Below are 20,519 nucleotides of genomic sequence, written 5' to 3' on the forward strand. Positions count from 1 at the left end.
GGGAATACGAGCTATACGCCAATCATTGAGCCGCTGATCGATGTGCCGATTGGCAGTCGTTTTCTGATCGAATCGCGCGCCGCGCTAGGCGACACCCTCTCCCCGAATGGCAACGGCTACAGTCATAGCCATTTTATTGCGCTTACTTATCTTCAGGGTGACTACTTCCTATCTCGGCATGTCACTGCCGTTGCTGGCAGTTTTCTGATTCCCTTTAATACCTACAACGATCGCCTATCACCAATCTGGATTGGCAACTTTCAGGATGGTCCGATTATTACTGGTATTGGTGTAATGACGGGTACAGGGGTTGGCGGTATGCTGAGCGGATCTGCCATCGACCGTAATAAGTACTCCATCAGCTATAACGCCTGGTTCTCCACCCGGAGCGGAAACATGCAGTTCAACTCCGAGCGCGCCGCCGGCGGACGCACCAGCCTCTATCTCCCCGAAAAGCGTCTGGAGGTAGGTCTTTCCTATGACCGTCAATTGCAGGGAACACGAGAAAATTTCTACGGCGCTCATCTTTGGTGGGAACCTGCGAATACCGCCTTTCGCCTGCGTTCCGAATTCGCGCGTGGTCATCATGCTCAGGGTTACTGGGCTGAAGCCGACTACCGTATACAAGCATTCGGTGGCCTAGATAGCTGGATAGGCCGCTTCGAGCCTTTATTCCGGATGCAGCAGACATTTCGCCGCGACACTATCGTCAGCGATAATGTCCCTCTTGTGAATACCAAACGTACTGACTTCGGGTTGGACTATAATTTGCCGCACAATACGCGAATCCTTACGAGCTATTCACGGCAGTTCTCTTCCTCGGGGAATGAAAATATATGGGAAACCGGGATCGTCTACCGTTTTCTCTTTCCAGTCTGGAAGGATAAATCGCAATGAGCCAGAAAGTTAGTTCTATCGTTCGCTCTTCCCTGCGGTGATGGATGGTTCACCGCAGGGGTATTACCAAGATAGAGTCTTTTTAGGTTGCGCGCATTCCGCTGCCACAGGCGATATCACTTAGTGGGTCTAGCATTCGATGCCAGATGTTATTCCCTGCTCATCGCCTAATATCATCCGGGGAAATTCTTCGACCAGGCAACCTCCCTGAAGCTGGAATACACGGTGGCCAAATACCTGCGTGAGAACGCGGTGCGTTACAAGCAGGACTGTCTTTCGGGAGGCACTTAGATTTTCGAGTATCTGCCGTTCGTTCTCCTCGTCCAGTGCGGAAGTTGCTTCATCTAGAAGTAGTAATCTCGCTCCGCGCAATATGGCACGAGCAACGCCTAACCGTTGCCGCTGTCCACCCGAAAACAACGCTCCGTTGTCGCCAACGCTAGTTTCTAGTCCGAACGATTGTGCTGCCACAAATTCGGCCAATTGGGCAGTTGAGAGCGCTCTCATCAACTCCTCGTCGCTCTTATCGGGTAGTCCGAACAGCAGATTATTTCGTATCGAATCGTCCAAAAGGACGATCTCCTGCGGTACATACGCGATACTAGTGCGGTCAACTTGTATCACCCCCTCTGTAGGTTGCGACACGCCAGCAATCAGATTCAGCAGAGAGCTCTTACCACTTCCGGAAGGCCCGTGAAGCACGACCGTCTCACCCTCACGCAGAAGAAGGCTCGCGTTTCGCAGGATTGGCGTACCTTCGCGAAAAGAAAAACTCACCTCTTTCAACTGAATGGCAAAACCAGAATCCGGCAGTAGTACGGGTAATGCGCCTACGCGATATCTACGGCATTCCTTCAACTCGGCGGCCACTATCTTTACATTCTCGTAAGAGCTTTCCATATGACCGGCGATGACCGAGATTTGGCTAATGAGGGGAACCATGCGTCGAGAAAGTACGAAATAAAATGCCAGAAGCGACAACATCTGACGCGCGTCTCCATGACGTAGTTGAACAGCAACAATAATGCAAAGGAACAGCAGCACCGCGCCTTGATCGGCCACGCTACTCGCAATCTGTGGAAGAAACTTGATACGGACATTGCTGGCCGCTACATGTTCGGCCTGCCTTCGAATCCGTTCATGAAAGAACCCAAGATTCCTGTAGGTGCGAATCTCCTTTCCCGACGAGAATATATCTGCGAGGTTCCTCTGAAGCATACGCAGAGACGCCTCACGCTTTTCCGCCGCCAGTTGAAGCCTGCTGCGGATGAACAATTGATGTAATCCATAAAATGCACTAAGCGCAAAAGCAAACCCACATGCTGCGATTGGACTCTGGTATACAAGTGCTGCAGTCATGGCGACTACGATTACCACAGCCGCTGTCAACTCAATGCAGCGATGATAGAACTCGGCAGCTTCACGCGCAGTGTAGAGAGCGTGATTCGAGAGTTCACTACGGTTGGACTCAACGAACCGGCCCCAATGCATCTCGTTATAGCCCTGTGCCAACCGAAGAAGCAGATCTGTGTAAAGTTTCTGTATCTGATGAATGACGGAGCGTGCCGACAAAAGATCCATCAAGGCACGAAGAATAACAAGAATCGACGTGATCAAGGCTGCGGAAATGGCCGTCTTTGGTATCCACCAGAACTGATGTGTTGGTCCGCGCCCCTGTAGGAGGAGGAACAGCAGATACATTGCGGCTGCAACGGCAAGGTCGCAGAAGCCGACGGCGATTCTCTCCAGGGTTATCAGCAGAAGTTCGATCCGTTGCCGGCTTCCCAAAAGCCTCATCGCTACACCAATATTTCTGCCGAGGGCAGAAGAGCCATCGACCTTGGCAGCATTATTGACGGGATGCATAGGCACTTGATTTCTCACAACTCAAAGCTATCAACGCGTGCGTCTCGTAGTTGTCAGGGTTGGGTCGTTGAAATGTCAGCAAAATGTCATCGAAATGCGCATGGCATTCTGAAATCACAGGACGCCTTGTCGCCGATGATTCCTAGCGGCGCAACTTGGCTCAAAGTTTAAGAGCAGTCTCTATCGTTCCTCCTTTGCCATTTCACAGCAGACCTCGTCAACGTGGCTAATGAACGTCGCAAGGAAGACATCGGGGTGACAACTATCCAGCGACGGTTTGTGTCTCGCAGGTACGACAATCTAGTGACAAACTTCAGACGCTTCCGTGACATGCTGCGCCCATAAGGTTCTTAGTTTCTATACATGCAGCGTTGACCGATAGTTCAAGAGATGCAACGAGCTCCTGTCTATTCTGTGCTGCCGCGGGATCCTGATCGACTGAACCACATCTTGATTCCCAAAGAGGAGAAACAATGAAGCGCGTGCAACGAGTGATGCTGGGATGTCTTGCACTTGCAGTAACTGCCGCCATAGGTCAGATGAAAAGTCCGCCTCAACAGCATCGCCCCCCCACCTCTACAAAGGTAGTGCACGCCATCAATCCGGATCGGGGACAGGAGGTATTCAACCAGAACTGCTCCCGATGCCACAATGCGCCAGAAGGATTCTCACCGGGCATTTCCGGTACGATCGCCAGGCACATGCGCGTACGCGCCAACCTTAGTGAGGCAGACTACACGGCACTCTTACGTTTCCTTAGTCCTTAGCTTGCTCGTACGAACCACGCTGCGGTATAGGTGACAGCATTCTGACAATTGAGTAACGACCGCATGACAAGTGCTCTATCAGAAGCCGCTACGGTGAGACGACTAAGGACCGTTAGACGCCGTCAGTAAATAAAATTCGTTGATACCAATCGTCTCGCAACATACGGCAACAAGACATATTCAGGGAGAAATTATGAAAAAGAAGTCTTTGCTTCTAACGCTGCTCATAGGAGCACTCATGGGATCTTCGTTTTCTGCGCCACAGGCTCAGGCGCAGACCGCACCCCAGCGGATCGTGATTATCGCCAAGAGGTTTTCCTACAATCCCGGAGAGATCACTCTCAAAAAGGGTCAACCGGTAGCGCTTGTGTTGAAGAGTGAAGATGTCGCGCATGGATTGCGCTTTCGCGACTTCAATGTCACCTTCAAGGTCAAGGCGGGCGGTACGGAAGAGGTACGGTTTACGCCGGACAAGACCGGAGATTTCATCGGCCATTGCTCCGTATTTTGCGGTTCAGGTCACGGCTCCATGAGCTTGAAGTTACACGTCGTGGAGTAATAATGCGCGTTCTCTCTGTTGCTATCACCGCCGCTTGTATCGCTGGATTGACAGGGTGCAAAGCGAGTCCTCCGGGAAAACTGGAGACGAAGACCATAACCTATGCCAAGCATCGCTATTTTATCGGTAATAGAAATCAGAAAAACCCGTTGCCCGATGCGCCAGAGACTTTGGCCGACGGCAAGGAAGCTTTTTCGCATTACTGCGCCGCCTGTCACGGAATGGATGCTCAAAACACCGGCGTTCCATTCGTCGACCACATATCGCCTCCCATTCCGTCGCTCGCCTCCCCCGAGGTGCAGAGTTACACGGATGGGCAGCTAAAGTGGATCCTCGACTATGGCATCCGACCTTCGGGAATGCCGGGCTCTAAAGGAACTCTAAGTGATGATGAACTGTGGTCGATCGTGGTATTCCTGCGCCATCTGCCACCTGCGGGCAGTCAGGGAACGCCGGATATGTATACGCACTGAGATGCTCCGTGCTTAAGACATCGGTGTGAGGAGTTGTTGCGGCAACGACATAATCATGAACGCAGAGAATGTCACATACGTGGAAGTCAACGGTATAGCATTTACGGTCGGCTTTTTCTTCTCTTTCCGTCTCAGCGTGGTGCTCCTCTCAGTACGTCTTTTAGGGGTTGAGCCAAGCACAGGGGCAGCGCTAAGCCTTGGTTTGGACCTGCTTTTACTCGGTCTCGTCTGCTTTGGTGCGTTGGGCGCCACCCACAGCACATTTCGATCCATGTTGCGGTTATCAAGCATTCGGTGGGTGCTTGTGTTTCTGACATTATCCTGTAGCAGTCTCGTGTGGAGCGAAACTGCGTCTGTGACGGATTCCACTGCTTACTGGTTCGGACTCGTTGCGGACGTTGCAATCGTGGTCTTGCTCCTTCGCAGCGACTCAACAACGAGTGTGTCTCATTCGCTAATGAAGGGATTCATCTGGAGCACCTGTTGTCTTGCGATTGTTGCGTGGATCATGCCCATTCAATCGGATCTTCGCCTTGGAGATGAACAGTTTTTCAATACAAATCAGATTGGAAATCTCTGTGCCTTTGCGGTCTTTCTGGCTCAATATCTCATGAGCCGAAAAGATGGCAAATGGAGAGTGGTGATATTGTTCTTAGTCATTACTCTCTTTCGCAGTCTGAGCAAGACGACGATAGTTGCCTTCCTCATGAGCGAAAGCTATCTGATAATTGCGGACAAGGCTATAAGCAGGAAGACGAAGATTCTTTTGATGGCATCCGCAGGATTGCTCATTCTTGCTTTCTGGGGCTTATTTGAAGCCTATTATGACATTTACACCACTGCTGGCACCCAAGCCGAAACCCTCACGGGCCGCACTGCGATCTGGCTCTATGTTCTGAATGCAGTTTTCGACCATCCTTGGAATCTATGGATTGGACACGGGTTTGATTCCTGGTGGAAGGTTGTACCACCCTTCGGGGATCAGTTTGAAGCAAGACACGCGGAAAACGAGCTTTTGCAGCAGTTTTATGCTTACGGCGTCATAGGCGTCTGCATGCTAATCGGAGTGTACGGTAGTCTTTGGCGGCAGATTCGGTTACTCCCGCGAAGCTCTGTAAAAGTAATGTTCTTTAGCATTCTGCTCTACATTGTTGTGCGCGGCATTGCAGTGGCTGAACCATTCGATCTTTTGCTCCCCTTATGGGCCATCGTGCTGATGAGCGCGCTCATAAATTGTGAAGGTGCGAGAGCGAAAGGTAACGAAGCTATCTTCTTCTGAATAAATGCATCCGGTATACGGGAAGATAGGAGTTTGTCGCTGAAGATCAGCTAAAGAGGGGCATGATGTCTACGAGGCAGGTTATTAAGAACGCACTTAGAAGGCTAAAGCTATGGCTTGTCACAGGAGGCGCCCAGAGGGTGATGATGAAAAATCATCAACTCTTGGGACGTATGGCGAGTTGGCAGGTCCGATCCAGAAAGATGATTTCTTCTCTCCAGGATGTTGAATTCCAGATGAGCTCCCAGTGGGGCGAAGACGGAATTATCGACTGGCTCATCGAGCAATCAGAAATTTCATGCGTTTCACAATCGTTCATTGAATTTGGAGTGGAAGATTATCGAGAATCGAATACCAGATTTCTATTGCAAAATCGTAACTGGCGTGGCCTCATCATGGATGGCAACAAAGCTGTGACCAGGGCCGTTCGAGAAGATGCTCTAATGGCCTCACACGACCTGACCGTCCAGGCTTCATTCATTACGCGAGAAAACATCAACGAGTTGATTGCGAATGCCGGCTTTGGAGGCGACATTGGCCTTCTGAGCATCGATCTTGACGGGAATGACTACTGGGTATGGGAAGCAATACATGTCATTCGTCCCATCATCTGCATTTGCGAATACAACGCGGTCTTTGGCGATATGTTTCCTGTTTGTATACCGTACGAAGCGCAGTTCGACCGTGCGATAGCTCATCATAGTTATCTGTATTTCGGTGCTTCGATTCTCGCTCTTCAGTCTCTGGCGACCAAGAAGGGATACAGGTTCGTCGGTACAACGTCCGCTGGCAATGATGCATTCTTTGTGCGAGAAGATTACGCACGACAATTCGTGGACAAGTCGCTGCAAAGCGTAGGGGCACTCCCGTCTTTTTTTCGAGAGTCTCGAGATAGATTTGGCCGACGCAACTATATCGGTGGGGTGGAAAGACTAAAAGAGATCGCAACATTGCCCGTAGTGAATGTTGTGACTGGTGAAACGGTTCGGCTTGGCGATCTGGAATCGATCTATAGCAAGGAATGGCTATCTGCTATGACAGGAGAGAACAAGGGTTCCTGACATGTAGGGGCACTCTTTCATCCCAACGTGATGGCTAAGAGTCCAATACGCTCAAATTGTCATCCGATTGTAATTTAATCGCCCTTTGCGAGTAGAAATGAGCTTATTGCGATCAGAATAGAATGGTGAGGATCTAGATCATGATCCATGAGATGGAATTGGCGACAGAAATCCAAAACGAAATCCTGCCGACGGTGAGCCTCGGCACCATCCTCATCATTGAAGATGATCCTCGCATGCAAAAGGTGCTACGCAGGATCTTTACTGAAGAGCGCTATGCCGTTGTTGTCGCGGGTGACGGTCAAACCGGGCTGGATCTGTTTCGCAGCGAGCACCCGCTCGCGGTGGTCCTCGATTTGATCCTTCCGAATATTTCCGGACGAGAACTCTGTCAAACCTTCAAGGGCCTTTCCGCTGAAACGCCGATCGTAATACTCAGCGCGATCACGGAAGTCGCGGATAAAGTGTTGCTTCTTGAACTGGGGGCCGACGATTATGTCACCAAGCCCTTTAGCCCAAGGGAACTCATGGCCAGGGTTCAGGCAGCCATCCGCAGACAACGCAAGCCGGCGCCGCCAACGATCTATCGCTTCGCTGACTGCGAAGTCGACTTTAGGAAAATGACAGTCCGACGCGGCGGGAGGCCTGTCGTTCTAACCGCTCATGAGTTCAAACTCCTGAAGTTTTTCACCGAAAATGCCGAGCGCGTCCTGACCCGCGATGTCTTGCTGAACGAGGTCTGGGGATATAATTTCTATCCGACTACCCGTACTGTGGATAATCAGATACTGAAGTTGCGTCAAAAGCTGGAGCCGGATTCTGCAAATCCGAAGCATCTGTTGACAATTTATGGTGCAGGATACAAATTTGTCCCATGATGCTCATCCCGTCCAACATCTAGAAGCCGAAGGCCTCACGCAAATAGCGCGCATACGAGAGAACAAGGGCCTTCGAACGTATGTGCTTCTTATCGTCACCATGGCGTTAGTGATCGCTCTTGTGACTGGCACTAGTCTCTTGTTGATTCGCCACCAGTTGAGAGAGCAGGTGACAGCCGATTTTTCCCAGGATCTAGATCACTCGGTCGTTGCCTTCCAGAACCTTCAGGCCGAGAGACTGGGAGCCCTGGGGCGCGAGAATGCTCTCCTTGCAAAACTGCCTACTCTGAAGGCGCTCATGACCAGTGGAGACGATCTCACGATTCAGGATGGAGCCGCCGAGTTCTGGCAACTCAGCGGTACTGACCTTTTTATGCTTGCCGATCCGAGCGGACGGGTTGTGGCAGCCTATGCAAGAAATGCCCCGGACGACAACACTCTTCGCCAGGGAATGAAGATTTTGCTGGCTTCTTCGACGAAGCGCTATTTGATCGACGGTAGATCGCTGTACGCCTGTGCTCTGCGCCCGCTCTATTTCGGCAGCGATCAAGATGGAACGCTGTTGGGATATGTCTTGAGTGGTGTTTCCATTGAGCGCACGGTACGACAAATCAGTCAGCCCACCGGGGTCGAAGCGACTTTTCTGAGCGGTGGCCAGATCGTAGCCAGTACGCTTGCGCCAGATGTGCAGGCAAGTTTGGCGAAGCAATCGGGCGCGCTTTCCGGCATATCCCGTGGACCTGCTGTGGTGAAGCTGGGAAATGCTCAATTTCTCTCGGCCACCGAGGATCTCTCCGCGACTGCCACATCTCCATTGCAACTGGTCGTTCTGAAATCCTTCGACCCCGCAGAGCGCTCGATCAGCCGCATTGATCGTATGGTCCTTGTCGCGGGTCTTCTGGCGCTTCTCTCAGGTACGATGCTGATGATTGTCATTTCACGGTTGGTGACACGTCCGCTCGAAGAGCTCTCTCGGAGTGTCCGGGCTTTTGGTCTAGGCGACGTCGAACACCATGTGCCTCGCCATGGCACGCAGGAAGTGCAACAGTTGAGCACTGCCTTTGCCAGCATGCGGAATGAAATTCAGAAAGCGAATCAGAAGGTGCTCGAATCCGAGCGGCTTGCGACAATAGGTCGAATGGCGAGTTCCGTTTCTCATGATCTCCGACATTATCTCGCCGCGATCTTCGCCAATTCGGAGTTTCTCGCCTCTGATCGCTTTTCGGTAAAGGAGCGTGCCGAGATCTTTGGGGACATCCGGGCAGCCGTGAACGGCACAACAGACATGATCGAATCGCTATTGATCTTCAGCCGGACTGGTGCAAGCGTTCGGAGGCAGCCAGAGCTAATGGCAACGCTGCTCGAACGGGCGACAGCGTTGGTTCGGGCCCATCCTGACGCAGACGGGGTGACACTGACGACGAACTATGGCGAACCTACGGAAACTGCTGTCGTCGTAGATGGAAAGCAGATCGAGAGAGCCATATCGAATCTGCTGCTCAACGCCTGCCAGTCTGTCCGCACCATGGGAGCCTCAGCCAAGGTTGTGGTCGCGCTGGAGACACAGGAACATCAAGTTATAGTCAATGTAATAGACAACGGCCCGGGCGTTTCGGAGAAGATTCGTAAGAGCCTCTTCGAGCCTTTCGTGAGCGAAGGAAAGCACAAAGGTACCGGACTTGGGCTTACGCTCGCGCAGTGCATCGCCGTGGAGCACGGAGGAAACGTAGTTTTGCTTAGCAGCCGTCCCGATGAGACGATCTTCCAGATGAAAGTGGCGCGCGAACTTCCAATGCAGCATCCGTCGGATATGTCAGAGAACGACCGTCACGGTCAGGTAACTCCAGATGAGAATGTGCGGACATAACCAGACTCGGCGCTCCGGCCTGGATCTTCGAGGCCTATGGAAAGCCTTGCCCTTGCTCGTAATAGTGTTCGGAATTCCGATGAAATTTGCCTGTGCACAAGCCACCACTCCGGAAAACCTCTCACAGGAGATCCAGACATTAACTACCGCCATGGCTCGCGCGCAGGCTCAACTGGAACAGTCACAACGGCAGTTGGACGAAATGCGCAAGCAATTGAATGAATTGCAACATCAGATGGCACAGAGCGGAGCGAATGCTGGTTCGCAATCGCCTTCTGGTCCAGTTTCGGCTTCTTCTACCTCTTCACAAGCCAAGCCCGAAACCACCTCCGCGGAGATTGAGGACATTCGCGAGCGCCAGGCAATGCAGGAGTCTCAGATTGCAACCCAGGAACAATCAAAAGTGGAGAGTGAATCCAAGTATCCGATAAAGGTCACTGGCCTGTTGTTGCTGAATGCTTTTGTGAATACGGGCGCAGTCGATATGGCGGCGACGCCAACAGTAGCGCTTCCAGGATCCGGCAGTACCGGCGCTTCTGTGCGCCAAACGGTTCTCGGGCTTGACGCCCGTGGCCCAAATTTGTTTGGCGCTCGCAGCTATGCTGATCTGCGCGTGGACTTCAACGGCAGTCCGGTATCCGGCAGTTCGTCCACGACATATTCTGGTTACTACAATGCCAACAGCACTCTGCTTCGCCTTCGTACCGCTCACGCGGGCCTGCGATGGCGGCATACGGAAGCCTATTTCGCCCTGGATCATCCGATCGTTAGCCCAGATACGCCAACTTCGCTGACGGCCGTAGCCATCCCAGCGCTCGCCTGGTCTGGCAATCTTTGGACGTGGAACCCGCAAGTCGGTATAACCCAGGATTTCGGGCCGTCCGATTCCCGAGGTATTCGACTGCAGGCTGCATTGATCGACGTCGGCGATGCGCCGCTATCACCGCCTATCCCTATTTCCGGCACATCGACCGTGACTCCTCCGAACAATGCGGAGGAAAGCCGATGGCCCGGTGTCGAAGCGCGTGTTGCGCTTCAAGGACCGGCAACGAATAGTCACGAAGACCGTAGTCATTTCGGCATAGGCGGATATTTCGCACCTCACTATTCCAATGTGCTGGGTCACGGCTTTGATTCCTGGGCAGGCACTCTCGATGCCCTTCTCTTTCTGCCCGCTCGTCTGGAGTTTTCCGGAAGCTTCTATCGTGGACAGGCTCTGGGTGGGCTTGGCGGAGGGGCTTACAAAGATTTCGCCTACCGCCTCGATACCGACACAGGCGGCTACTACTTTCGACCACTGGACGACGTGGGGGGCTGGGCGCAGTTGAAGGAAAGGATCTCCGAACGGCTGGAATTCAATGCTGCTTTCGGAGTCGACAACGCTTTCGCCGGTGAGTTGCGGCATTACGCCGTCGCCGGCGATAGCATGTATCGGAGTCTTGCCAGAAGCCGCACTTATACCGGCAATGTAATTTATAGTCCAAGCGCCTACTTACAGTTCTCGCTGGAGTATCGGCATCTCGATAGCGCTCCAGTCATCGCCCCCCCCGCGGGCAGCAATATTATCGGTCTGGGAGCGGGATATAAATTTTGAAGAAGAAAAAGAGATTCAGAGGATGGATCTTCTGCGCTGTGACGTTGGCGTTCGGAAGTGTGTACGCCCAGAATCACCCTGAAACAGGCCCCTCTGCGGAGTTGCACCTTCGCATTCTCTCTTCACTGCCCGGAAAGCACCTCGCTGTGCCGGCCGTCATCTGGCTGGAGCCGCTGGCAGGTACGCCCACCCTTGCTTTCTCGCCTCACGGTCATTACACCTTGCTCCAAAAGAACCGCACGTTCTTCCCTCACCTTCAGGTGATTCCTGCTGGCAGCATCGTCGAGTTTCCAAATAAAGATCCTTTCTTTCACAACGTCTTCTCGCTCTTCGAAGGCAAACGATTCGATTTAGGCCTCTACGAGGCCGGCTCAAGTAAGTCGGTAACCTTCTCGAAGGTGGGGGTTTCCTATATCTTCTGCAATATCCATCCGGAAATGAGTGCTGTCGTCATAGCTCTCGACACGCCGCTTTACGCGGAGGCTGACACAAAAGATTCAGTCCTGCTTCGCGGTATCGCACCCGGAGATTACAAATTACATGTCTGGATTGAGAGCGTGCCCCAGTCTTTCCTCGAAGGCCTAAGCCGTCCAGTGCATTTTTCTACCCATATGGTTGACCTCGGAGTGCTTAACGCTCCAATAGCTGGTGCCAAAACCATACCTCACGCCAACATGTACGGTAAGGCCTACGCCTCGGATGACCGATCGGCCTATTGATGTCGGTACCCTTGTTGATCCAGAATTTAGCGCCATCTGCCTTTTAGACGCCTGAGCCATATTTGCTATATCTACACCCGCGCAAAATCAGCGTTGAATGATTCGACTCCCGTGCCTCTACTTCATGACAATCGAATGACAGCGCGTTGACAACTCCTGCTCCTCTGCGCACTACATTGCTTGTTAGCTGATGGCTAGATATGTCGGCACATAGCAATGGACTGGCAGGGGCACAGGATGCAGGAGCCAGACAGTTCTCTTATGCTTTGTCAGCTTTTGCTTACAACGAGGTCATCTCATGCATACGAACTCTCCGTTTACTGACGTCCAAACGGCTATCGAGGAGATCCGCGACGGACGAATGGTTGTGGTTGTCGACGATGAAGACCGCGAGAATGAGGGCGATCTCACCATGGCGGCAGAAATGATCACTCCGGAAGCGATCAACTTCATGGCCAAGTACGGCCGCGGGCTGATTTGTCTTGCTATGACACCTGAGCGTCTGGATTCCCTTCGCCTGCAGCCGATGAGCGCACAAAACACGGCACGTTTTGGTACCGCCTTCACGGAATCGATCGATGCTCTGGGGCGAGGTGTTACTACAGGCATCTCCGCCTACGACCGTGCAGAGACAATCCGGTGTGCAATCGATCCTCAGGCATGTCCTTCCGACTTGGGCCGTCCCGGCCATATATTTCCTCTACGAGCACAAAATGGCGGAGTGCTGGTGCGGGCCGGGCAGACGGAAGCGTCAGTGGACTTAACCCGGCTGGCCGGATTGACGCCTGCAGGCGTGATCTGCGAAATCATGAACGATGACGGGACGATGGCACGAGTGCCGGATCTTATTGATTTCTGCAAGGAGCATGAACTGAAGATGATCACGGTAGCGGAATTGATTCGCCACCGGATGGCCCATGAGCGCTATGTCTATCGCAAAGGCGAGGCTGTCTTGCCGACCGAGTTTGGCGAGTTCTCGATGATTGCTTACGGTTCCGATCTCGATGGAGAGTCGCATGTGGCTCTGGTATATGGCGATCTAAGCCGCTCAGACGAGCCGACGCTGGTGCGAATGCACACTCATTGTTTTGCCGGAGATGTATTTCATGCTTCGTCGTGCGAATGCGCCTCTTATATTCGCTTCTCCTTACAACGAATTGCCGACGAGGGACGCGGAGCTCTGATCTATCTGCATCAGAACTCGCTGGGGTTTTCGTTTGAAAACGTCGATGGCGCAGATAAGGTGCAATTCCACCGTGCAGAAGAGGACCTCGCCAGCCCTGAGCGCCTCCGGCACATACAACGTGAAGTTGGAGTCGGAGCTCAGATCTTGCTCGACCTCAATCTTCGCCGTATCCGTCTGCTAACCAATTATCCCCGTCGGGTTGCCGCGCTCGAAGGCTACGGTATCGAGATTGTTGAGCATAGCCCCATCTCAGCCATCGAAACCCACGTCTTCGATGCGCGGGAGGAGGACGTTCTGGTCGATGCAAACTATCTGTCCCAGGCGTGTGGCGCGTCGATCCTTCGGTAGATGCAGAATCCGCATGGTCCCCAACAGTCCGACGAAGTGCGCGGCTGCCTCCTCCTACCTGAGCGTTATCTAGCAAGTTCTGATCAGGTGAGGTTCGCTTCGCATCACTCGGATCAAGCCCCTTCACGTCCAAGAGTGATTGAAGTAAATGGACTCCGCACCCAAGACAAAAGGCAACGTCAAGGCCATCATGCACCATTTGTATGAGAAGGCTATGTTGTGGGAGTGCAGCAGAAGCTTATGTGGCGCTCCCGAAATCTCGACCACGATGAACGTGTACGGCAACGCGCTGATGGAAGCGAAGCGCGAAACCAACGGGAAAGTCGTTAGGAAAGCATTGAGGAGTGCATGACTTATGAGCCCCCCCCAAACGCACCAAAACCCACCGGAGGAAATAGGATTCCTACTACGGTGGGTTATCTTGGGTTGGCGTTCCCGCTAAGTGGTTGCGGGGGTAGGATTTGAACCTACGACCTTTGGGTTATGAGCCCAACGAGCTACCGGGCTGCTCCACCCCGCTCTTTGAATATACCGCTCTTGAGAAGGAAGGTCAATTGCTCGCGATTTGAGGGAAATTAGCGTAACTGAAATAGAGTTTTTGCTGTTGTAGTAACTTTTTCCTGTAGATCGCGTTTTATACAACAAGCGAACTGAGAGGAAAAACCTCTAAGTTAGTACGATCGCAGTGAGGGAAATATGCAGCAGTGGAAATATCTTCAAGTATCCGGACTTTTGATGGGCTTTCTGCTTGTCGCTGGCGGAGCCGGAGTCGCCCAGGAAAAGACGCCGATAGTTCCCGATGCGCAGATTGAAGCCAATGTCTTGAAGGCTTTAGCGGGAACATCTCAATTGGCAGATCAATCCATCAGCACAACGACTGTTTATGGTCAGGTCACCTTGACGGGTACCGTGCGCGATGAAGCTTCTCGGGATATGGCAGAAACCGTGACATCGAATGCCCCTGGCGTCAAAAAGGTGATCGACCAATTAGCGATCGGAACGACTGCGAACGAAAATGGTCCCGGACAAGATCAAAATTCTGCTGTTGAAGGCCCTAACTCTGGCCCTCAACCCGGAGCGTATCCTCCCAATGAACAGCAGTCAGAGGACCAGCAGCAAGGAAACATGGGGGACGCCGGTGAGCCACCGAACGCAGGTGGGCCTCCCAATGGAGGGCCTCAATATGGCCCTGCTGGCCCGCCTCCCAATGCAGGCCCTCAGCCTCAATATGACCCTCAGTATGGCCCCGCCGGACCGCCTCCACAGGAAGGCCAGAATCAGCCTGAAGGACCCTATCGACGCCCCTACAATCCTTCTTACGGTCAGGCACCTCCGCCACAGTATGCTCGTCCCTATCCTGCGCAGCGTGGTGGCGAAGCGGTGGTGGTTCCCGGCGGTACTCTCCTCCGTGTTCGCGTGAACGAAGGAATGGACAGCAAAAACACTGCACCTGGAACAGTATTTGATGGCATTGTCATCAACGATGTCGTCGCGGGCAATGCGGTGGCAATTCCCCGAGGCACGTCGGTGCAAGGCAAGGTTGTAGAAGTGCACAACGCCGGATCATTGAAGGGCAAGGGCGAGTTGGCGCTGCAACTGACCCAGATAACGCTCGGCGGCCAGACGTATCCCATCGTCTCCGACGCGTGGAGCCATCAAGGCGCAGACAAAACCGGTCAAACGGTTGGCAATGCAGTTGGTCTGGGAGCGTTTGGGGCATTGATTGGAGCAGTGGCTGGTGGCGGCCCAGGAGCCTTGATTGGCGCCGGAGTCGGCGGTGCCGCCGGTGTGGGCGCTTCAGCGGCATCGGGTCGTGGCGAAGCAGTCGTGCCAGCCGAAGCAATACTAAACTTCCGCTTGACTCAGCAAGTGCCTCTGACAACGGTATCGCAAGAGGAGATGAATCGGCTCGCGTCCGGCGTTCAGCCGGCACAGCAGTTGCGTCGCCGTAATCCCCCTCCGCCCCCTTATTACTACTATGGGCCAGCTTATTATCCCTATTAGATTGGGATCCATTGAATGTTCACAACCATGCCTTTCTAACATTGACGGAGTACCCGCTTGGGGTACTCCGTCAATGTTTGTGAACTACGATTAACTTATTTCGATCTGGGGAAAACGCTATTTTTTTGTCGCAAGACCGAGAAGCCAAACAAGCGCTTAGAGTTGTACTCTGGACATCACGTTTCTCTGAGTTATTCCGTGCCCTTCCCTGTACCCGGAGCTAGTAAATAATAATGTCCACCCCTTCTGAGCACCCCAGCTCTTCCCTGCTCGCGGCAATTGCCCAGGTGCAGCAACCACGGCCGAAGCACGTTCGCCCCATCATGATGATCGGGGCCGGAGGCATCGTTCGCTCAGCGCATTTGCCCGCGTATAAAAAAGCTGGCTTCCCTGTCATTGGCATCATGGACGCATCCTCAGAAAAAGCAACAGAGTTGGCGTTCGAACAAGGCATCCCGCACGCGTTCGGATCCGTCGCTGAAGCGCTCCGTTTCGCGCCACAGGATGCTGTCTTCGATATAGCCGTACCCGCATCGCAACTTCTCTCCATCCTTCCAGTGTTGCCGCAAGGATCGGTCGTCCTGATGCAAAAGCCGATGGGTGAGACGATCGAAGAAGCACGGGCAATCCGCAACCTTTGCCGAAGCAAAGACCTCATCGCCGCAGTTAACTTTTCCTTGCGCTACTCGCCCAACAATCTTGCTGTTCAAGCGCTCGCCAGCAATGGGCTGCTCGGCGAGATCCACGATATCGAGGTGCAGACGCGCACCTATACTCCGTGGCACCTCTGGACATTTCTTTCCACCGCTCCACGCCTCGAGATTCTTTACCACAGCATCCATTATTTCGATCTCATCCGCTCCTGGCTGGGTAATCCTCACAGCGTCTATGCGCGTACGGTAAAGCATCCCCTCTCTGCAAATCTTGCGGCCACTCGCACGACTGCCATTCTCGACTATGGCGATTCCAAACGCGTCCTCGTCACTGCCAATCACGGCCACAACTTTGGCCCGGCACATCAACACAGCTTTGTGCAATGGGAAGGACTTGCGGGAGCGGCCCGCATCTCAATGGGAGTCAATCTCGATTACCCCACAGGCAGGCCCGATACGCTCGAGTATGCCGCACTGGGAAACACCGCGCCCACATGGCAATCGTTGCCAGTCAGTGGTAATAATTTTCCCGATGCATTCATGGGAACCATGGGAGGGCTGCAAGCCTTTGCGGAGGGCTCCGCCGCAACATTGCCTTCTCACTTCGAAGATGCCTTCCAGACCATGGTGCTTGTCGAAGCTCTCTATCGATCCAGCGAACGAAGTGGCGAACCTATATCCTACATAGACTGATCCGACCTTCAAGAAGCGCCGTGAGTCACAACTCGCATCAACGCACCATCTTCTCGCATCCCTCTTAGCGGCCACCCATCGAAAGCAGAACAGTCGCGCCAATCAACGCTGCCATACCCGATCCTAAAAACATCATCGCCCTACGCGAAGCGCGTCTCCACTCCGCCGTCAATAGCCCGGAGGTTGTCGCCGTCATAATCATGAATATCTGAAATAACCCCCATCCGATGGATGTTCCAAGCGCTCCAAGATATACCGAACTCACTCCATATAGTGCAAATGCGCCCATCCACAATATCGCCATCAAGGCTGCCCACAACACGTCTGGCGAATGCCTCGTGAACACTCCCCAACTTCTATTCTTGCGCAACAGATAAAGGCTATACAAAATATTTGGAACCAACCCGCCAAGCAATGCGATAGGCCACACAGCATAGGCAGCGGCTACAGGAGTGTTCCCCGCTCTCACTGCAGCCTCTGCCAGTCCCTGTCCAAAGGCAAACGCATAATTCAACATCGGCGCCAGCAATCCACAAAGCACCGCCAGCATCACAGCCCCGACGTATCCTTGCTGACGCGATAGCTCACCGTTTGCGCTGCGATTGTCATGTTCGCGCAGTTGTCCTCCCCAGGCCGTCAGGACAATTCCCAGCACCATCACAATCACACCCACCAATATCTCTACCAGTGCAGCATTGGTAATGAATCTTCGCTGCCCCATAAACAATGGCACCAATGTTCCCAATACCGCGCCAAGTCCTACAATCACTGCATAGCCAACACCCATTCCTAACCGCACTACTGAGATGCCAAACAGAATCTGAGCGACACCCCATCCTGCGCCAAAGAGCAACGGGGCATACATCGTGCTCAAGGGAATTGTACGGTAGATCTCAAACAGACTGTCCACCTGCATCAATGCTAGTGCCCACGGCAGTACCAGCAGCGACACCAGACTAAACACCAGCCATACATTCTCCCATCGCCAACGCCGAGCAAACTTCATGGGCAACATGCAATTGCCAGACATCACGCCGGCAATCATCGTCAGTCCAATTCCTTGCAGCACGGGCCCACTCATCCGCACTTCCGCTCTGATAGCTCTTTCAAGTCGCTCGATGCTCCCGGCTCCTGTGGCGTACGGTAGAACCCTCCCTCCACCTCCGCCGGATAAATCATGTGACTTCTCAGATGAGGAATGTATTCCAAAAACTGGACCTCGTGCCCCATCGCCACATGATTGAAGAGGACGAGGTGCTGATGCACCTGTCCCATATCACCCACATGTGGCACTACCGGCAGGTTGAACTTTTTAGCCAGCAGACTCACTGTCAAAAACTCACTTACTCCCGCCAGCCTCGTGCAATCTGCTTGCACGAAATGCACTGCTCCGGTTTCGATAAAGTTCTTGAACACTACGCGGTTCGGAATATGCTCCCCCGTCGCAATCTTCACCGGAGCAATCTCTCGCGCCAGTGCTACGTGAGCCATCACATCATCCGGATGCGTCGGCTCCTCAATCCAGAGAGGCCTTAACTTAACCAATTCTGCACACATACCTCGCGCGATTGGTAGTGTCCATTGTTGATTCGCATCAAACATGATCGTTCCGGAATCGCCGGCACACTCGCGCAACATTGCAGCACGGCGCAGATCGCGCGCATGGTCGCGCGATCCCACTTTCAGCTTGAAAGCACTAAACCCCTGACTCATTGCAACTGCCGTCAGTTCGCGCACCTTCGCATCGTCATACGCCATCCAGCCAACCGAGGTGTCATAGCCGGGGTATCCCGTATGCAAAATACCCGCTCGCTCTTCGCGCGTCTTCATCTGCTCGTGCAGTATCGCTACAGCCTGCTGCTCATCCAATACCTCATCCAGATAGCTCAGATCCAGCAACCGCACTACTTCTTCCGGCTGAAGATCCAGCAGTAACTTCCACAGAGGCACTCCTCTGCTCTTCGTCCAAAGATCGAAACATGCATTTGTAATGGAGGCGAGCGCCAAATGCACCACCCCTTTGTGTGGTCCCAGCCATCGCAACATGGGATTGTCCGCCATCTGCCGCGACACGCTTCCAAACTCAGCCATCAGGTCTTCGATCGATCGCCCCCGCAAAGGCTGTGCCAGTAGTTCAATCGCCTCGCACACCAGGCGGTTACCTTCGCCAAGGGTGAGTGCAAATCCCGTGCCGCATATACCCGTCTCAATCGAGCCGAGCCGCGTCACCGCCAGGCAATACTCCGGTGACGTATGAACTGCATCGCTTCCCGCGCCAGGCGGCAATGGATACCTCGCATCAAATGTTGAAATGCGATCGATTGAACACGCCGCCATTCTCTTCTCCTGTTCTAAACTTGAAAATCTTTTATTCGGTCCGCTCTACCTTGTCATGCAGATTCGAGTGCTCACTGGATTTACTGTTGGCGTTTACTACGCTTGCCCGACGGAACCTTCTTCTCCCACTGGTCATAAGCGGTGGCTGCGAACCTTGTCATCACCTGCTGAATATACTGTTCCACCACGCGCCCCTCGCCTTCCAGTATCAGATCGTGTATTCGCTGATGAACTTCAAGGTCGTGGGTCCATGGACCGGTTCCCTGCCCGCTTGCCACAACACGTATCCGCACAAACGCAAAAAACGGCAACAGGATCCTCCGAGCATGTTCCAGCAGGAAAGGGTTTTGCGAAAGCCGGCAAAGCTCCAAATGAAAAGCCAGATCAGCATCCAGCAATTCAGATGCATGACCACGTTTCGTCGCGCGGCGCATTCTGTCAACAGCTTCCTGCAAGTCTTTTGTATCTACCTTGCGCTCCGCAGCCAGCCTTCCTGCAAGGCCTTCCAGTGCGCCGCGCAACTCGTACAGCCGCAGAACGTCATCCTCGCTCAGACTCACCACGCGCGCGCTTCGCCCAGCAGCCTTGGCAACAAAGCCTTCTTGCGCCAAAATATTGATTGCCTCCCGAATCGAGCCCTGTGCGACGCCAAGCGTCCGTCCCCAGGTCCCTTCCACAATTCGAGAGCCCGGTTTGAGTGCACCGCTAACAATCTCTTTGCGCAGCCGCTCTGCCAATGCGTGCTTCACCAGCGGCTCATTGCGCTGGGCCACCGGTTTTGCTATTCCTTTTATTACGGTATTGTTTGACATAGGTGCCTATACTAACGTGTGCGAGCGTATGATCCTCAGATTTCAAATGTGCTAGTGAGCACTTGAGCCAACCATTACAGGAGCGTTTATGCAACGCTATGCCCAGATCATCCATCTCCAGCCTGAAGCTGAAGTTGCCTATAAAAAACATCATCAGTCAGTCTGGCCAGAAGTTCTCAGCAAGATTACCGAGTGCAATATCCGTAATTACTCCATCTTTCTCCGCGACAGAATTCTCTTCGGCTACTTCGAATATATTGGCGACGACTTCGCTGCCGACATGGCAAAAATGGCCGCCGATACCAAAACCCAGGAATGGTGGGCGATCATGAGCCCCATGCAAAAGCCTCTCGAAGACCGAGCAGAGGGTGAGTGGTGGGCCTCGATGAAAGAAGTCTTCCATCTCGATTAAGCTTGAAGAGTGCATACAATTGATTGCTTTAAGTGCTTATACATGTAAAAAGCATACTATGCAAGCGATAGATTTTCCATATTTGCTTGACAATTTATCTTATACATCTTTATT

At 53.1% G+C, this 20,519-nt stretch carries 17 protein-coding genes and 1 tRNA gene; 13 read left to right on the plus strand and 5 right to left on the minus strand.

All coding sequences use genetic code 11. The annotated features are described in order from the left end of the window. On the plus strand, positions 1-897 hold an 897-nt coding region (locus tag GSQ81_RS00005), incomplete at its 5' end, for a hypothetical protein (protein ID WP_158908715.1). A gap of 129 nt (positions 898-1,026) precedes the next feature. On the opposite strand, the gene GSQ81_RS00010 is transcribed toward GSQ81_RS00005, so the two are convergent. Then, the gene (locus GSQ81_RS00010; RefSeq protein WP_158908716.1) at positions 1,027-2,763 is read right to left on the minus strand and encodes an ABC transporter ATP-binding protein; all 1,737 of its coding nucleotides are present in this window, start codon (positions 2,761-2,763) and stop codon (positions 1,027-1,029) included. A 960-nt stretch (positions 2,764-3,723) separates the two neighbouring features. On the opposite strand from GSQ81_RS00010, the gene GSQ81_RS00015 reads away from it, so the two are divergent. The 9 genes from GSQ81_RS00015 to ribB all read left to right on the plus strand — a co-directional run bounded on the left by GSQ81_RS00015 (position 3,724) and on the right by ribB (position 13,494). Then, entirely contained in the window at positions 3,724-4,089 is a 366-nt protein-coding gene (locus GSQ81_RS00015; protein ID WP_158908717.1) for a cupredoxin domain-containing protein, read from the plus strand. Positions 4,090-4,091: 2 nt separating this feature from the next. Further along, entirely contained in the window at positions 4,092-4,562 is a 471-nt protein-coding gene (locus GSQ81_RS00020; RefSeq protein ID WP_158908718.1) for a c-type cytochrome, read from the plus strand. Between the two features lie 55 nt (positions 4,563-4,617). Then, positions 4,618-5,841 (plus strand): O-antigen ligase, encoded by a 1,224-nt coding sequence (locus GSQ81_RS00025; protein ID WP_158908719.1) that lies wholly within the window; start codon positions 4,618-4,620, stop codon positions 5,839-5,841. 143 nt (positions 5,842-5,984) lie between these two features. Beyond that, entirely contained in the window at positions 5,985-6,902 is a 918-nt protein-coding gene (locus tag GSQ81_RS00030; RefSeq protein ID WP_254060039.1) for a hypothetical protein, read from the plus strand. Positions 6,903-7,042: 140 nt separating this feature from the next. Beyond that, positions 7,043-7,780, plus strand: coding sequence for a response regulator transcription factor (locus GSQ81_RS00035; protein WP_254059897.1), 738 nt, complete (start codon positions 7,043-7,045; stop codon positions 7,778-7,780). Then, positions 7,770-9,647 (plus strand): sensor histidine kinase, encoded by a 1,878-nt coding sequence (locus GSQ81_RS00040; protein WP_158908720.1) that lies wholly within the window; start codon positions 7,770-7,772, stop codon positions 9,645-9,647. Before GSQ81_RS00035 ends, GSQ81_RS00040 begins: the two co-directional genes overlap by 11 nt. 79 nt (positions 9,648-9,726) lie before the next feature. Further along, positions 9,727-11,241: a hypothetical protein gene (locus GSQ81_RS00045; protein ID WP_254059898.1), complete on the plus strand. Its 1,515-nt coding sequence runs from the start codon at positions 9,727-9,729 to the stop codon at positions 11,239-11,241. Continuing rightward, positions 11,238-11,960 (plus strand): hypothetical protein, encoded by a 723-nt coding sequence (locus GSQ81_RS00050; protein WP_158908721.1) that lies wholly within the window; start codon positions 11,238-11,240, stop codon positions 11,958-11,960. Before GSQ81_RS00045 ends, GSQ81_RS00050 begins: the two co-directional genes overlap by 4 nt. Before the next feature lie 298 nt (positions 11,961-12,258). Next, complete coding sequence (ribB, locus tag GSQ81_RS00055) at positions 12,259-13,494, plus strand: 3,4-dihydroxy-2-butanone-4-phosphate synthase (RefSeq protein ID WP_158908722.1); 1,236 nt, start codon at positions 12,259-12,261, stop codon at positions 13,492-13,494. Positions 13,495-13,937: 443 nt separating this feature from the next. Here the strand turns inward: ribB and GSQ81_RS00060 are convergent. Further along, positions 13,938-14,014, minus strand: a tRNA-Met gene (locus GSQ81_RS00060). Between the two features lie 176 nt (positions 14,015-14,190). Between GSQ81_RS00060 and GSQ81_RS00065 the strand changes: the two genes are divergently transcribed. Continuing rightward, complete coding sequence (locus GSQ81_RS00065; protein ID WP_158908723.1) at positions 14,191-15,498, plus strand: BON domain-containing protein; 1,308 nt, start codon at positions 14,191-14,193, stop codon at positions 15,496-15,498. 233 nt (positions 15,499-15,731) lie between these two features. Then, positions 15,732-16,844: a Gfo/Idh/MocA family protein gene (locus GSQ81_RS00070; protein ID WP_158908724.1), complete on the plus strand. Its 1,113-nt coding sequence runs from the start codon at positions 15,732-15,734 to the stop codon at positions 16,842-16,844. Between the two features lie 64 nt (positions 16,845-16,908). On the opposite strand, the gene GSQ81_RS00075 is transcribed toward GSQ81_RS00070, so the two are convergent. The 3 genes from GSQ81_RS00075 to GSQ81_RS00085 all read right to left on the minus strand — a co-directional run bounded on the left by GSQ81_RS00075 (position 16,909) and on the right by GSQ81_RS00085 (position 19,993). After that, a complete protein-coding gene (locus tag GSQ81_RS00075; protein ID WP_158908725.1) occupies positions 16,909-17,925 on the minus strand; it encodes an L-rhamnose/proton symporter RhaT in 1,017 nt (338 codons plus the stop codon). Then, positions 17,922-19,181 carry an enolase C-terminal domain-like protein gene (locus GSQ81_RS00080; RefSeq protein WP_158908726.1) on the minus strand — a complete coding sequence of 420 codons (1,260 nt, stop codon included), beginning with the start codon at positions 19,179-19,181 and terminating at the stop codon, positions 17,922-17,924. The genes GSQ81_RS00075 and GSQ81_RS00080 overlap by 4 nt, the downstream gene beginning before the upstream one ends. A gap of 80 nt (positions 19,182-19,261) precedes the next feature. Continuing rightward, entirely contained in the window at positions 19,262-19,993 is a 732-nt protein-coding gene (locus tag GSQ81_RS00085; protein ID WP_158908727.1) for a GntR family transcriptional regulator, read from the minus strand. Positions 19,994-20,081: 88 nt separating this feature from the next. Here GSQ81_RS00085 and GSQ81_RS00090 point away from each other — a divergent pair, with 88 nt between their 5' ends. Next, positions 20,082-20,405: an L-rhamnose mutarotase gene (locus tag GSQ81_RS00090; RefSeq protein WP_158908728.1), complete on the plus strand. Its 324-nt coding sequence runs from the start codon at positions 20,082-20,084 to the stop codon at positions 20,403-20,405. The last annotated feature ends 114 nt before the right edge of the window (positions 20,406-20,519 follow it).

The sequence above is a fragment of the Granulicella sp. L56 genome (assembly GCF_009765835.1).
Taxonomy (GTDB): Bacteria; Acidobacteriota; Terriglobia; order Terriglobales; family Acidobacteriaceae; genus Edaphobacter.

Coding starts and splice junctions, on each gene's coding strand:
- GSQ81_RS00025 (WP_158908719.1), top strand. CDS start 4,618: ATGAACGCAGAGAATGTCACATACGTGGAAGTCAACGGTATAGCATTT.
- GSQ81_RS00020 (WP_158908718.1), top strand. CDS start 4,092: ATGCGCGTTCTCTCTGTTGCTATCACCGCCGCTTGTATCGCTGGATTG.
- GSQ81_RS00080 (WP_158908726.1), bottom strand. CDS start 19,181: ATGGCGGCGTGTTCAATCGATCGCATTTCAACATTTGATGCGAGGTAT.
- GSQ81_RS00010 (WP_158908716.1), bottom strand. CDS start 2,763: ATGCATCCCGTCAATAATGCTGCCAAGGTCGATGGCTCTTCTGCCCTC.
- GSQ81_RS00090 (WP_158908728.1), top strand. CDS start 20,082: ATGCAACGCTATGCCCAGATCATCCATCTCCAGCCTGAAGCTGAAGTT.
- GSQ81_RS00035 (WP_254059897.1), top strand. CDS start 7,043: ATGATCCATGAGATGGAATTGGCGACAGAAATCCAAAACGAAATCCTG.
- GSQ81_RS00075 (WP_158908725.1), bottom strand. CDS start 17,925: ATGAGTGGGCCCGTGCTGCAAGGAATTGGACTGACGATGATTGCCGGC.
- GSQ81_RS00015 (WP_158908717.1), top strand. CDS start 3,724: ATGAAAAAGAAGTCTTTGCTTCTAACGCTGCTCATAGGAGCACTCATG.
- GSQ81_RS00065 (WP_158908723.1), top strand. CDS start 14,191: ATGCAGCAGTGGAAATATCTTCAAGTATCCGGACTTTTGATGGGCTTT.
- GSQ81_RS00070 (WP_158908724.1), top strand. CDS start 15,732: ATGTCCACCCCTTCTGAGCACCCCAGCTCTTCCCTGCTCGCGGCAATT.
- GSQ81_RS00085 (WP_158908727.1), bottom strand. CDS start 19,993: ATGTCAAACAATACCGTAATAAAAGGAATAGCAAAACCGGTGGCCCAG.
- ribB (WP_158908722.1), top strand. CDS start 12,259: ATGCATACGAACTCTCCGTTTACTGACGTCCAAACGGCTATCGAGGAG.
- GSQ81_RS00045 (WP_254059898.1), top strand. CDS start 9,727: ATGAAATTTGCCTGTGCACAAGCCACCACTCCGGAAAACCTCTCACAG.
- GSQ81_RS00030 (WP_254060039.1), top strand. CDS start 5,985: ATGATGAAAAATCATCAACTCTTGGGACGTATGGCGAGTTGGCAGGTC.